This window comes from Desulfonatronospira sp., from assembly GCA_003563255.1.
Taxonomy (GTDB): domain Bacteria; phylum Desulfobacterota; class Desulfovibrionia; order Desulfovibrionales; family Desulfonatronovibrionaceae; genus Desulfonatronospira.
The window spans coordinates 1-14,318 of record PWSL01000262.1 but is presented as its reverse complement, the minus strand read 5'-3'; the positions used below and the strand labels follow the sequence as shown (position 1 = coordinate 14,318).

The 14,318-nt window shown below is 53.1% G+C and carries 12 protein-coding genes; 9 read left to right on the top strand and 3 right to left on the bottom strand.

All coding sequences use genetic code 11. The features are described from left to right. Window positions 1-149 precede the first annotated feature (149 nt). The 3 genes from QZP87_RS07670 to QZP87_RS07660 all read right to left on the bottom strand — a co-directional run bounded on the left by QZP87_RS07670 (window position 150) and on the right by QZP87_RS07660 (window position 3,296). Complete coding sequence (locus tag QZP87_RS07670) at window positions 150-1,004, bottom strand: glycine betaine ABC transporter substrate-binding protein (RefSeq protein WP_291322333.1); 855 nt, start codon at window positions 1,002-1,004, stop codon at window positions 150-152. A 262-nt stretch (window positions 1,005-1,266) separates the two neighbouring features. Beyond that, window positions 1,267-2,106, bottom strand: coding sequence for a proline/glycine betaine ABC transporter permease (locus tag QZP87_RS07665; protein WP_291322332.1), 840 nt, complete (start codon window positions 2,104-2,106; stop codon window positions 1,267-1,269). Next, a complete protein-coding gene (locus tag QZP87_RS07660) occupies window positions 2,103-3,296 on the bottom strand; it encodes a glycine betaine/L-proline ABC transporter ATP-binding protein (protein WP_291322331.1) in 1,194 nt (397 codons plus the stop codon). Before QZP87_RS07660 ends, QZP87_RS07665 begins: the two co-directional genes overlap by 4 nt. Before the next feature lie 899 nt (window positions 3,297-4,195). Between QZP87_RS07660 and lysS the strand changes: the two genes are divergently transcribed. The 9 genes from lysS to lpxI all read left to right on the top strand — a co-directional run bounded on the left by lysS (window position 4,196) and on the right by lpxI (window position 14,193). Then, window positions 4,196-5,722, top strand: coding sequence for a lysine--tRNA ligase (gene lysS / locus QZP87_RS07655; RefSeq protein WP_291322330.1), 1,527 nt, complete (start codon window positions 4,196-4,198; stop codon window positions 5,720-5,722). Then, entirely contained in the window at window positions 5,722-6,951 is a 1,230-nt protein-coding gene (locus tag QZP87_RS07650) for a lipoprotein-releasing ABC transporter permease subunit (protein ID WP_291322329.1), read from the top strand. Before lysS ends, QZP87_RS07650 begins: the two co-directional genes overlap by 1 nt. Continuing rightward, window positions 6,944-7,627, top strand: coding sequence for an ABC transporter ATP-binding protein (locus QZP87_RS07645; RefSeq protein ID WP_291322328.1), 684 nt, complete (start codon window positions 6,944-6,946; stop codon window positions 7,625-7,627). Before QZP87_RS07650 ends, QZP87_RS07645 begins: the two co-directional genes overlap by 8 nt. Then, window positions 7,614-10,289: an outer membrane protein assembly factor BamA gene (gene bamA, locus QZP87_RS07640; RefSeq protein ID WP_291322327.1), complete on the top strand. Its 2,676-nt coding sequence runs from the start codon at window positions 7,614-7,616 to the stop codon at window positions 10,287-10,289. The genes QZP87_RS07645 and bamA overlap by 14 nt, the downstream gene beginning before the upstream one ends. Before the next feature lie 183 nt (window positions 10,290-10,472). Beyond that, window positions 10,473-10,991, top strand: coding sequence for an OmpH family outer membrane protein (locus tag QZP87_RS07635; protein ID WP_291322326.1), 519 nt, complete (start codon window positions 10,473-10,475; stop codon window positions 10,989-10,991). Between the two features lie 71 nt (window positions 10,992-11,062). After that, window positions 11,063-12,094, top strand: coding sequence for a UDP-3-O-(3-hydroxymyristoyl)glucosamine N-acyltransferase (lpxD, locus tag QZP87_RS07630; RefSeq protein ID WP_291322325.1), 1,032 nt, complete (start codon window positions 11,063-11,065; stop codon window positions 12,092-12,094). Window positions 12,095-12,114: 20 nt separating this feature from the next. Then, window positions 12,115-12,555 (top strand): 3-hydroxyacyl-ACP dehydratase FabZ, encoded by a 441-nt coding sequence (gene fabZ, locus QZP87_RS07625; protein ID WP_291322324.1) that lies wholly within the window; start codon window positions 12,115-12,117, stop codon window positions 12,553-12,555. Further along, window positions 12,555-13,367 carry an acyl-ACP--UDP-N-acetylglucosamine O-acyltransferase gene (gene lpxA, locus QZP87_RS07620; RefSeq protein WP_291322323.1) on the top strand — a complete coding sequence of 271 codons (813 nt, stop codon included), beginning with the start codon at window positions 12,555-12,557 and terminating at the stop codon, window positions 13,365-13,367. The genes fabZ and lpxA overlap by 1 nt, the downstream gene beginning before the upstream one ends. After that, entirely contained in the window at window positions 13,354-14,193 is an 840-nt protein-coding gene (gene lpxI / locus QZP87_RS07615; RefSeq protein WP_291322322.1) for a UDP-2,3-diacylglucosamine diphosphatase LpxI, read from the top strand. Before lpxA ends, lpxI begins: the two co-directional genes overlap by 14 nt. The last annotated feature ends 125 nt before the right edge of the window (window positions 14,194-14,318 follow it).

The following is a 14,318-nucleotide window of genomic DNA, read 5'->3' as shown; positions in this document are numbered from 1 at the left end:
TTAACAGCCACCCGCTCTGCCGATTGAGCTACCGGGGAACAAAAGAACAAAATATTGGCTTACAAAAATAAATATCTTTGCAGGGCGTTTCATATCGCCCTGCAAAGATATTACTATAACTCAGGCAAAGTGACTCGTCAAGGATTTTTTTATCTACCCAGCCACTCATCTACCAGATCTGGATTTTCCTGGATAAAAGTCACGGCATTGCCGTAGAGATCATCAGGGTTTTCTTCATTCATTACCATGACTTCTGACATCTGATCCTGAGTCCAGGCAAAATTGTCCAGGAACTGGTATGCTTCAGGGGCATCATCTTCAAGTCCCTGGCGAACGACTTTGCCGATGTATTCAGCTTCACCATAGACTTTTTCGGGATCTTCCAGGTACTTCAGGTCCCAGCGGCCGAACTTCCAGTGGGGGGACCATCCGGTTACCACTACCCAGTCGCCGTCACGGACTGCTTCCCTGAGTGCAGCTGCCATGGTTGCACCACTGCCCTCCTGCAGTTCCATGTTGGTCAGGTTGTATTCTTCCAGAGCCTCTTCGGTTCTGGACATGATGCCTGCCCCGGGATCAATGCCGGTAATCCTGTTGTTGAACTTATCAGCATGGTCGTTGAGTTCTGTAATGCAGTCGATATCCACATATTCAGGCACTACCAGCCCGATCTTGGCTCCATCGGTAAGAACTCCCAGGTCCACCACCTGGCCTTCAGTGGCTTCCTTGTACTCGGCGTGGGTCACGGGCAGCCAGGAAGTGACCATTCCATCCACGTCACCTGTAGCAATACCCTGCCACATGGCCGCCGCACTTACTGACAGGGTCTCTACATTATAACCCAGTTCTTCCTGCAACACAGCCTGGGCCACGTTGGTGCTGGCCACTGCGCAGTCCCATTCCACGTAGGCCAGAGTCAGCCTGCCCTGTGCTCCGGCGGAACCCGCCAGAAAAACAATCAACATTGCCAGCATGGTCATAACTGCTAAACTTTTCTTGATCATAATCTACCTCCTGTTTCTGTTTATTGATACAAGGACTGGTTGCTGCATTTAATCAGCCTGTAGTCACAGTCCTCACCAGTTGAAATTATGGTATCTGTTTAGCGTATTTAAAGATAGCAGGGGACAGGCAACACCGCACTTATTGTTTGAAGGATGATTGACATGTTAAAAAATAAGTGCGGAAAGAGCCCAGTCCCCATGCGACATGCAAAGCGCTAAACAGATACAAATTATGAATATAAGCCGCTGGAACTGGAACGGCTCATCGCTTCTTGGATGCCAGTTGCTGCAGCAGGCGATCCAGGATAATGGCCAGGATTACGATGCCGATACCCGCCTCAAACCCGGCTCCTGACTGCAGCCTCTGAATGGCCCGCCAGACTTCACTGCCAAGCCCTCCGGCCCCGATCATGGCCGCGATAACCACCATGGACAGAGCCAGCATTACAGTCTGGTTCACTCCACCCATGATAGTGGTCTTGGCCAGGGGCAGCTGGATCTTGATCAGTTTCTGCCAGCGGTCAGCACCAAAGGCATCAGCGCACTCGGTCAGCTCCTTGGGGACCTGCCTGATGCCGAGGTTGGTAAACCTTATTGCCGGAGGCATGGAAAAGACCACCGTGGCGAATATGGCCGCCACCCTGCCCAGGCCAAAAAAAGGAATCGCCGGAATAAGGTACACAAAGGCCGGCAGAGTCTGCATAAAGTCCAGTATGGGCCTTACTATCCTGTAAACCCATTCGCTCAGGCCGGCGATTATTCCCAGGGGAATGCCTATGGTGATGGCGATAAGGGTGGCTACCACCACCAGGCTCAGGGTACTGACTGTGGCTACCCAGAGGCCCATATTCCAGATAAGGCCCAGGCCCAGAAAAGTAAAGACCGTGATGCCCCGCTTCCTGGTCATGGCGAAAACCAGAGCGGTTACAATGACAATCATTAGTACCGGGTGCACCGCCAGAAGAGTAGCCTCAATAAAGCGCAGTCCCTGGTCCGCCACCGTGGAAAAGGCCCTGGTAGCAAAGGCCAGATTTTCTACCAGAAAATCCAGGGTAGCTTCTATGCCCTTGCCAAGAGGAATCCTGGGCAGTTCAAAACTCATGTGTCACCTCCTCGTTCGGCAATGGCAGTAAACAGCAGGCCTTTGACAATGATGCCCAGCAGCCTGTCGTTTTCGTTCACCACGGCTACCGGATAGGACATATCCTGCATTATTGGAAAAAGCTCTGAGGCGGGCGTATCAGGAGAAACCTTCTGGATATCAGTGTGTAAAACTATTGAAAGATCAGACTCTCCCTTGTCCACAAGGTCCCGGACTTCGTTGGCAAACACTATGCCTGCCAAAGAGTGATCCTTTTTGACTACAAAAAGGGATGCTATGGCGTTCTTTTTCATCTTGCGCAAGGCGGCATTGGGACCATCGGATCCCAGATAGGCAACATCCTGGCATTTTTTCATGACGGATTCAGCGGTCAGCACCTTGGTGATGTCCACCTCCTCCACAAATTTGCGTACATATTCCGTGGCCGGTTTGGTCAGGATCTCCTCCGGGGTTCCAATCTGAACCACGGCACCGTCCTTGAGAATCACCAGACGATCCCCGATTTTCAGGGCTTCATCCAGATCGTGGCTGATAAAAACAATGGTCTTCTGCATGCTCTGCTGCAGATTTATGAGCTCGTCCTGCATATCCCGGCGGATCAGAGGATCCAGGGCGCTGAAGGCCTCGTCCATAAGCAGAATATCCGGATCCAGGGCCAGGGCCCGGGCCAGACCGACTCTTTGCTGCATACCTCCGGAAAGCTCGCTGGGATACTTGTCCCCCCAGCCCTTGAGCCCGACCATTTCCAGAGCAGTTTCAGCCTTCTGTCTCATTTCCGCCTTGTCTGCTCCCTGCACTTCCAGGCCGAACTCAACGTTATTGATCACGGACCGGTGTGGGAAAAGAGCAAAATTCTGAAAAACCATGCCGAACTTCTGCCTGCGAAAATCCCTCAATTCCTTGGTGCCCAGCTGGCAGACATCCTGGCCGTCCACATAGATCTCTCCGGCTGTGGGCTCGAAAAGGCGATTTATGCAGCGCACCAGGGTCGACTTGCCGCTTCCTGAAAGCCCCATGACCACAACAATTTCGCCTTCATTCACGGTAAAGGAAACATCAGCCACCCCTACCACGTTGCCGGTCTTGTTCAAAATTTCGGAAATGGGCTCTCCCTGGAGTAACAAATCCAGGGCTTTTTTCGGGTGGTCTCCAAAAATCTTGACTACGTTCTTGATAACAATTTTTTCCATATCATACCCTGCGGTTGAAGGTGGACCCGATTAATCATCCATCGTGCATCGTGGCCGTGCGTCGCTAATTGTAACTTTCAACGTATCTGTTCAGCGCTTTGCATGTGGCACTGGAACTGGCTCTTCCGGGTAAACATTCAGGGTGATGCCGAAGCCGGCCGGTAATCACCTCCGAGGACCCCCTGAAGGTTAATCTTACTGGACCAGCTTGTCCCAGAAAATGAGTCATTTTATGTACAAAATTTTGCTCAAGCAGGCACCGGAGTGCCTGTCCCCTGCTTTGCTAATAGCGCTTATGATGCGCTAAAAAGATTTGTAAATCTTAACAGAACATAAACATCTGTCAAGCAGTTTCTACCTCCCTTCAACCTGAAGGCCAGCATAGCCACCTGTATCGATTCAGCACTGCTTTTGTGGATCAGCTGCGTTGAAATGATTGAAAAAGAACAGTGCATGAATTACACCCTGTTTATCATGCATGACCAGTTCTCATATCAATTGGAGACAGCAATCATACTGTCTAGTTGCATATGGGTTCAGCCGTCTAAAAAATGACACCGGTCATTATTTTTAAGGGCTCGAGGCATGGGTGTTTCTTGACGGGCAGGTGATTTTGAAATAAATTTAAAGAATTAACACTACAGCGACTCTTTGTGAAAATAATCGCCTCGGCCTCTGGTGACAGGCACTTTTGCCGACCTCAAACCTTAAAACAGCTGGACTATACGGCGACAAAAGAGCCTGTCCATTTCCAGCTTAAATAAAGTGTCGCTGTAGTGATACAGATGCACAAACAATACATAGCTAAGGACGGTCCCCAGGCCTTGTGCCATTGACCACCACCGAGGAGCCCCTGAATGGTTCCGGCCCCGGGAGGACCAGCCATAACACAAAATAATATGAAAAAAACCAGCCAGATTCCTGACAGTTCACCTGATCAAAGCGAAAGCCAACTCCTGAAAAACCGCAGGCAGAAAATTAAGGACCTGCAGGAACAGCAGATCGAACTATTTTCCAACAGCTTCCGCAAGGATACAGACATCTGCCGGATCCTTCAGGAGGCGGGAAGCCTTGATACCGCGGCCCTGGAAGCAGACCCGCTCCATTACGAGGTAGCAGGCAGGATTATGGCCCTGCGTTCCTTTGGTAAGGTTATATTCGCCCACATTCAGGACCACAGCGACAGGATCCAGATTTTTGTTCAGAGGGACGTTCTTGGGGAAGATGAATTCAAGGTCTTCAAAAAACTAGACGTTGGAGATATTGTCGGAGTCCGGGGCGGACTGTTCCGCACCAGGACCGGGGAATTGACCATCAAGGCGGAAAAGGTCCAGCTTCTGACCAAGTCCATCCGCCCCCTGCCAGAGAAATATCACGGCCTCAAGGATGTGGAGACCCGCTATCGCCAGAGGTACGTGGATCTAATAGTCAACCCTTCTGCCAAACAGATTTTTTTGACCAGAACCCGCATTATCAGGTACATCAGAGAGTTTCTCGATGCCAGGGACTTCATCGAGGTGGAAACCCCCATGATGCAGACCATCCCCGGAGGCGCAACCGCCAGGCCCTTTAACACCCACCACAACGCCCTGGATATGAAGCTTTACCTCAGGGTGGCACCTGAGCTATACCTCAAAAGACTGCTGGTGGGCGGATTTGAAAAAGTTTACGAAATCAACCGCAATTTCAGAAATGAAGGCATCTCCACCCAGCACAACCCGGAGTTCACCATGCTGGAGTTTTACCGGGCATACGTGGATTACTGGGACCTCATGGACTTCACTGAAGAAATGATAAGCGGGCTGTGCCGGTGCATGACCGGCGGCACACAGATAAGCTACCAGGGAAACACCATTGATTTCACTCCTCCCTGGACCAGGATTCCCTTTTTCGAATCCCTGGAAGAAATCGGAGGGCTGTCTCCCAGGGATTACCAGGATCCGGAAACGGCAAAAGCACTGGTCAAGCGCCTGGGTGAAAACGTGGTCCCCGGAGAAAAAACGGCCAAGGTGCAGGCCAAGCTTTTTGACCTTCTGGTGGAGCCCAGGCTTGTGCAGCCTCACTTTATATATCATTACCCGACAGAGATTTCCCCGCTTTCCAGGCGCAACGACCAGGACCCGGGCATTACCGACCGTTTTGAACTTTTTATCGCCGGCCGGGAAATAGCCAACGCCTTCTCCGAGCTGAACGACCCCCAGGATCAGAAAAACCGGTTCCAGGAGCAGGTCCAGGAAAAGGAGGCCGGGGACGTGGAGGCTCATTTTATGGACGAGGACTACATCCGGGCTCTGGAATACGGCATGCCTCCCGCTGGAGGTGAAGGCATAGGTATTGACCGCCTGGTCATGCTTTTCACGGATTCCTCATCAATCCGGGAAGTTATCCTCTTCCCGCTTCTACGCCCAGAGGCTGGTACGTCCTGATGCGTTTCGAATTTTTTGTGGCTTTGCGCTATTTAAGAGCCAAGAGGGAGCAGGCATTTATATCGGTCATTTCCCTTTTGTCCGTACTGGGAGTGGCCCTGGGTGTTGCAGCTCTTATCATTGTCCTGGGGGTAATGAACGGTTTCAGCGAGAACCTGCGTGACAAGATCCTGGGGCTGAACGCTCATATTATTGTCGGCAGCCACACCGGCACCATCGCCGATTACCGGGATATGGCCGATGACCTGGAAGAAATCGCCGGCGTCAGGGGCGCCACCCCTTTCATCTATTCTGAAGTCATGCTCAGCACTCCCTCGGGGGTCAAGGGGGTGGTGCTCAGGGGGATTGATCCCCAGGGCGCCGAAAGAGTTCTGGGGCTGGACCAGGAAATGGTCCAGGGGAGAGTTTTGGATCTGAAGCTTGAAAAAGACTTTCCCGGCCTGATTATCGGGCAGGAGCTGGCCGCCATCCTCCGGGCCGGCACAGGCGACACAGTGAACATCATGGCTCCGTCCGGGGAAGCCACTTCAGCCGGCTTCACGCCCAGCATAACCACCTTTGATGTCCGGGGAGTCTTCAGAACAGGCATGTATGAGTATGATACCACTTTTGCCTACACTACAATCCATGACGCCCAGGAACTTATGGGGTTTACACGCGACGTGGTTTCCGGCATGGAACTGAGGATCCACGACGCTGACCGGGCCCGGGAACTTTCCCAAAGAGTGTCCGATGAGCTGGGGGGGTACCCCTACTACGTGCGCAACTGGAAGGAGATGAACGAAAACCTCTTTGCTGCACTGGAACTGGAAAAAATCGCCATGGGCGTTATCCTGGCCATGATTGTCCTGGTGGGGTCCTTCAGCATCATCACCGCCCTGGTCATGCTGGTCATGGAAAAGACCCGGGATATAGCCATACTCATGTCCATGGGCACCACCAGACAGATGATCCGCAACATATTCACCCTGCTGGGACTTATGATCGGGGGTCTGGGCACCGCTCTGGGCTTTGCAGTGGGCCTGGGAGGCTGCTATATTATTGAAAACTACAAGTTTATCCGCCTGCCGGCGGATGTGTATTTCATGGAGTACCTGCCGGTGCTCCTGCACACTTCAGACTTGATTATAATAGCTGTGGCCGCCCTGGTCCTGTGCTTTCTGGCCACCATATACCCGGCCCGCAAAGCGTCGGGGCTCAACCCCTCCGAGGCTCTAAGGCATGAATGAACCCCTTTACAAACTGGATAAACTGAGCAAGTCTTTCATTTCCGGCCCGGAAACCGTTACAGTCCTGGACAGGGTGGACCTGCGCATTGAAAAGGGACAGGCCGTGGCGGTCCAGGGTGCCTCGGGATGCGGCAAGAGTACACTTCTGCATCTTCTGGGTACCCTGGATGATCCCACCAGCGGCAGGATATCCTTTTGCGGCCGGGATCTTTCAACATTTTCACCGGTCCAGAAAGCCGGACTTAGAAGGACCGAAATAGGCTTCATTTTTCAGTTTCATCACCTGCTTCCCGAATTCAACACTCTGGAAAACGTGGCCATGCCTGCCATCATAAGTGGAGAAAACAGGAAAAAGGCCCATGAAGCCGCCCGGGAGGCCCTGGCACAGGTGGGCCTGGAGCACAAGGCCCGTCAGAACGTAACCACTTTGTCAGGAGGTGAAAGCCAGCGTGCGGCCGTTGCCAGGGCTATTCTGCCCAGGCCCGGGGTACTGCTGGCTGACGAACCCACCGGTAATCTGGACGAGACCAAGGGACGCGAAGTAGGGGACTTGTTGCTGTATCTCAACAATGAACTGGGCATGACTCTGGTGGTCGTCACCCACAACCTGGAACTGGCATCGCGCATGAGTATCAATTATGAACTTAAATCAGGTGGCATGTATGAGCTTAAATAAAAATTTATTGTTGCGGACGGCTCTGGCCTTTCTTGGCGCTCTGCTGCTCATATTCTTGGCAGTATCTTCGGCCAAGGCCAGGCAGCACCCGATCCTGGTACTGCCTTTTGAAATCAATGCGCCGGATGAGCTTGGGTACCTGCGTACCGGGCTGCCCTCCATGCTCAGCACCTCTTTGAGGGACAAGAACCTGGAGGTGGTGGAGCCTGACCTGGGCCAGACCCTTATCACCCGGGAAGAAATAAGCTATCTGGACGTGGAGCAGGCCAGAAGGCTGGCGCTTCTTGGGGATGGCCGCTTTGCCCTTTACGGCACCTTCAATGCCATAGAAGAGTATATCAGCCTGGATGCAAGGCTGGTGGACGGCTACGGCGAAAGGGAGACCGTCCCTTTTTACATAGTCCGGGAAGGGGTGATAAATATCCTGCCTGCTGTGGAAGAACTGGCTGAAAAAGTCTTTCAGGAAATGCTGCGAGAGGAGCGCATCGCCTCTATTGACATCGAAGGCATGGATATTCTGGACCCGGACGTAGTACTGCTGCGTCTGCAGGTCCAGGAAGGGGATATGTACGACCAGGAAAAACTCAACCAGGAGCTGCGCAACATATTTGATCTGGGTTTTTTCGATGACGTGCAGTTTCACGTGGATGACACCCCCCGGGGCAAGGAAATTACTATAGTAGTAGATGAAAAGCCCCTCATTCAAAACATCAACATATCAGGTACCGACAACATCAGGGAAAGAGATGTCAGGGAAGTGCTGACCACCAGGACGGGGTCCGTGGTCAACCCACGGATAATCAGCGAAGACCTGGCCAGAATCAGGGAGCTTTACCGGGGGAAGGGGTATTATAACGCCACTGTGGACTACAGCATAAGCGAGGTCGACGAGCGCCAGGCCAATCTCAATATTAGTATCAACGAAGGCCGGCGCCTTTACATCCAGGGAGTCGAGATTCAGGGAGCCCAGGAGTTCAGCGAGCGCACCCTGAGACGGGAAATGGAGACCAAAAAACGCGGAATTTTCTCCTGGCTTACAGGCAGGGGAATCCTGCGCGAAGAACTCCTGGACAGGGACGTGGCCGCTCTGGAAGCGTATTATGCTGATCATGGATATATCGACGTCCGGGTGGGACACCCCGAGGTGAACTATGAAGAAGACGGTATCTACCTGACTTTTCATATTAACGAAGGGCCCCGTTACAGGATGGGGGAAGTCTCTTTCCGCGGGGACCTCCTTGTAAGCGAGGATGAACTGGAAAAACTGACCGTCCTGCATGAACTCGGCCAGAAAGGTGAATATTTCAGCCGGGCCTCCATGCAGCAGGACACCCAGAACCTGGTCGACTTCTACACCGATTACGGCTATGCCTTTGCCGAGGCAAACGTCGACATGCAGGTGGACGAAGACGAAAGAAAGGTCAATGTAGTCTATAACCTGAACAAAGGAGACAGGATATACATCGGACGGGTACTTATAGAGGGTAATACCCGGACCAGGGACAATGTCATCCGCAGGGAAATGCGGCTGACAGACGGAGATCTTTTCCGAGGCAGCGACATTAGAAGATCAACTGAAAGGCTGCACCGCCTGGATTATTTTGAACAGGTGGATATCCAGCCGGTGCCTACTGAAGACGAGAACACCCTGGACCTGGTGGCCCGGGTGGAGGAAAAACCCACCGGCATGCTGTCGGCTGGTGCAGGCTATTCTTCTTATGACAGGGTTTTCTTCACCGGCATGATCCAGCAGCGCAACCTGTTCGGCAAAGGCTACCGGCTCAGTTTCAGCGGTAGTTTCGGGGCCCGTACCACCCGCTTTGACCTGGATTTCTGGAACCCCCGTTTCCGGGACAGCAAGCTGGGTCTGGGAGGAGACCTGTACTGGATTGAAGAAGAATACTTCACGTATGACCGCGAAACACGCGGGGGAAGGGCCAAATTCGCCTATACCCTGGGGGAGTACACCAGGCTGCACTGGAATTACCGCCTGGAAAACTACAGGATAACCGACGTGGATGATGATGCTCACCGCGACATCAAGGCCCTGGAAGGGGAAAACTGGTCCAGTGGAGCTTATGTCGCGGCCATCCGCGACAGCCGCGACCGTCGCATCAACCCTTCCAGGGGAACCAGGAACCTTCTGTCCGTGGAGTATGCAGGAGGACTGCTGCAGGGGGACGACAATTTCATTAAGTACATAGGCAGTTCATCATATTATCGTCCCATCCTGGACAGGAGTATTTTTCACTGGAGAGGACAGGCTGGTTATGTTATGCGCAATACTGACAAGGATATCCCCAATTTTGAACTTTTCCGCCTGGGTGGAATCAACAGCGTGCGTGGTTATGCTGCGCGCAAACTGGCCCCCAGGTTTGATGACGGCGAAGTCAAGGGCGGCGACAAGCATTTTTTTACCAACTTCGAACTGCTGCACCCCCTGAACCAGGAGATAGGGCTCATGGGCCTGGTCTTTTTCGATGCCGGCAATGTCTGGGACATCGGAGAGGGTGTGGATTTCGACCTGTACAAGAGTATCGGGGCGGGCATTCGCTGGTACTCGCCCATGGGGCCCATCCGGGTGGAATACGGATATGCCCTGGACGATCTGAAAGACAGCAGTCGCAGCCAGTTGGAGTTTTCCATGGGACATGAATTTTAAATCGTATCTGTTCAGCGCTTTGTATGTGGCACGGGGACCGGCACTTCCGGGACCCACTTGTCCAAAATAATGAGTCGTTTTAAGCACAAAACGATGCTCAAGTGGGTTCCGGAGTGCCTGTAACCTGCTCACCTTAAATGCGCTGAACAGACACTTTAAATCAAGATCAAGGAGTGTAATTATATGAAAAAAACAGCTTTTTTATTAATCATCTTTCTGCTTATTCCAGGTATGGCCCTGGCTGAAAAGAAAATCGGCATTCTAGAAGTGCAGCGTATACTTGAATCATCCGAGCCCGGCAAGCAGGCCCTGGGACAGCTGACTCTTCGTTTTGAAGAGATGCGGGCAGACCTGGACAGGAAAAGGGCCGAGGTGGAAAGCTTGCGCAGAGAACTTCAAAAGCAGAGCATGGTCCTGAGCCAGGAGGCCCAGCAGGACATGGAGGCTGAATTGCGACAGAAAATGCAGCAGTTTCAGCAGAAGTACCAGTCCTACCAGATGAGCATGCAGCAGAAGGAACAGGAAGTTTCAGACCCCATCATCGAAGTGATTTTCGATGTCGTTGACGAGTATGCCAAGGAAAACGGCTTTGATATGATCCTGGATGCTCATGGAAGCGGAATAATCTACGCCCGTGACGCCCTGAACATTACTGATGAACTTATACAGAAGGTGAACCAGGCCTGGGAAGCCAGAAATTAGTGACTTTCTACGTAATATCAAGGAACCGATAACTGGGTTGCGGGCAAAGCCCGCGTCAGGGAGAGATCATAATGATGCTGTCCGAGCTTGCAGCCCGCCTGGGACTGGAGCATACCGGTGACGATTTGGACATAAAAGGAGTCAACGCCCTGGAGAATGCCGGCCCGGGGGAGCTTTCCTTTATTTCGGATTCGAAATACCATCCCCAACTTAAACACACCTCGGCAGGTGCGGTGGTAATAAGACCTGAACACGCGGACCGGGTCCGCAGGGCCCTGAAAAGCAACAATCCATACCTGGACTTTGCCAGAGCAGTCCATATCTTTTATCGCCCGCAGGGAGAACAGGCAAGCCGCCCGGACCAGGCCTGCATCCATCCAGCTGCAGACATTGACCCTACAGCCGTCATCCACCCCATGGTGTTTATTGGAGCAGGCACGCGCATAGGAGCCGGGTGCCGTATTTTCCCCCATACATATATTGGAGAAAATGTCACCCTGGGCCGGGAATGCCTGATATATCCCCAGGTCAGCATTATGTCTGACAGCCTCATCAAAGACAGGGTGATTATCCACCCGGGGGCGGTCATCGGCAGCGACGGTTTCGGCTTTGTCCATGATGGGGAAAAGCACTTCAAAATTCCTCAGGTGGGCCGGGTGGTGGTGGAAGAGGACGTGGAAATCGGCGCCTGTACCACAATTGACAGAGCCTCCCTCGGCGAGACAAGAATAGGCAGGGGTACCAAAATCGACAACATGGTCCAGATTGCCCACAACGTCACTACGGGTCAAAACTGCATACTTATATCTCAGGTGGGCATATCCGGAAGCGTACGCCTGGGAAGCAATGTAATCCTGGGAGGACAGGTGGGGGTTGCCGGTCACCTGACAATTGAAGACAACTGCCGGGTGGCCGCCAAGTCCGGAGTAGGCAGATCCCTGCCTGCCGATACCGACGCCGGTGGAATCCCCGCCATGGAACATACCACATTTTTACGCAACGCAATTTTGCTGCCCAAACTTTCCCAGATGAACAAAAGGATCAGGCAGCTGGAAAAAGAAATCCAGGCAATGAAAAAACCGGGGCAAGGAGAAGATCAGTGAGTCAGTCATCAGGAACTCAAATGTCCATTCAGGACATTCTGAATTTTTTACCGCATCGCTATCCTTTTCTTCTGGTGGACAGGGTGCTGCAGATGGAACCCTTCAACAGCCTGCAGGCTGTAAAGAATGTCAGTATAAACGAGCCGTTTTTCCAGGGGCACTTTCCGGCTTATCCGGTAATGCCCGGGGTTCTTATCCTGGAATCCCTGGCTCAGGCCGGGGGACTGCTGGTGCTTGCCAGTGTGCCGGACCAGATGCAGGACAAGATTTTTCTATTCACCGGGGTGGACAAGGTCCGCTTTCGAAAATCTGTTTTTCCCGGCGACTCCATGTATCTGAACATCACTTACGACCGGCACCGCATGAGCCTGTGGCGGATGCACGGACAGGCTGCAGTGGATGACAAAGTAGTGGCCGAAGGCACTTTTTCAGCAACCATCGTAGACCGGGAAGATCGCTAGTGAAACCGTTAATCCATCCCACAGCCATAGTGCATCCTGAAGCAGACATAGGTTCCGGGGTAGTCATCGGACCTTATGTTATCATCGAGGCAAGTACCAGTCTGGGACAGGGTACCAGGGTTGACGCCTTCGCCCAGATCAAAAGTTTCACCAGTCTGGGACAGAACAATTATGTCTATTCCTATGCCTGCCTGGGCGAAGCCCCTCAGGACATCAAGTACCAGGGCGAGGAAACCTGGCTGCGCCTGGGGGACAACAACAAGATCCGGGAATACACCACCCTGAACCGGGGCACCCCCGATGGCAGGGGAGTCACCAGCATCGGATCCGGGTGCTTTCTCATGGCCTATACTCACGTAGCCCACGACTGCATGCTGGAAGACGGGGTTATTATGGCCAATGGGGCCACCCTGGGAGGCCATGTTCACCTGGGCCGACAGGCGGTGATAGGCGGGTTGTGTGCTGTGCACCAGTTCGCCCGCATCGGCGAATATGCCTTCATCGGAGGCAAGAGCGGCATAGCCCAGGATGTCCCTCCATACATGCTGGCAGTTGGTGAAAGAGCCAGGCTGTTAGGCCCCAATCTCATCGGCTTGCGTCGGGCCGGTTTTTCCAGGGAAGAGATCTCTGCCCTGAAAAAGGCCTTCAATATCATCTGGAAATCAGACCTCACACATGTCCAGGCCCTGGAAAAAGCCGGGCAGGACTTCAAAGGGTTCAAACTGACTGAAAATCTGCTGGCCTTTATAAAATCAAGCAAAAGGGGGGTGGTATCCCTGCAGCGTACACCGGAGCAAGATGAATCAGGCTGACATGCTGGGGCTGATAGCCGGGGGGGGCAGCTTTCCCCTGCAGGTTGCACAGAGCGCCCGCAGACAGGGCTACCGGATAGCCGCAGCAGCATTTGAGCGCGACACCCTGCCTGAAATCGAGGCCTATACCGACCGGTTGACCTGGCTTAAGCTGGGACAGCTGGGCAGGCTTATCCGGTTTTTACATCAGGCCGGTGCTTCCCGGGTTGTATTTGCAGGCCCCATCAACAAACCCCGGGCCTTTGACCTGAGGCCGGATTTCAGAGCCGTAAAACTCCTGGTGAACCTGCGCAGCCGCAACGACAATGCCCTGTTGAGCGCTGTAGCTGATGAACTGCACCAGGAAGGATTTCAGGTGGTTTCCGCCATAGACTTCGTACCGGAGCTTGTCTCTCCGGCAGGCCTTCTCACCAGGCGGGCCCCATCCCCGGCGGAAAAACAGGATATCCTCTTTGCCTGGCCCATTATAAAGCAGGTAGGCAGCATGGACATCGGACAGTGCATAGTGGTCAAGGAAAGGGCGGTGGTTGCGGTGGAGGCCATAGAGGGCACTGACCGGACCATTTTGCGGGCAGGGGAGCTCTCAGGCTCTAACCTGACGGTAGTTAAGATATTCAAGCCCGGGCAGGACCATCGTATCGACCTGCCGGCTCTTGGCAGCCAGACCGTGAAGACCATGATACAGGCCGGGGCGACCTGCCTGGCTTATGAGGCCGAAACAAGTCTGTTCTTCGACCGGCAACAGGCGGTGGACCTGGCCGACAGGCATAAAATATGCCTGTTGGGAGTCGCCCCGGACCGTCCCGGGGAAGTGCAGAATCTTTAGTGACTTACTCCTGAAACCCTGTCACAAAAAACAAGAAAAATTTGAGCCATGACGGGGGTTTAGCACTTGGCACTGGGACTGTTTCATTTTTGGACACTAAGCTCAGGTGCTCTCCCCGCCGCGCA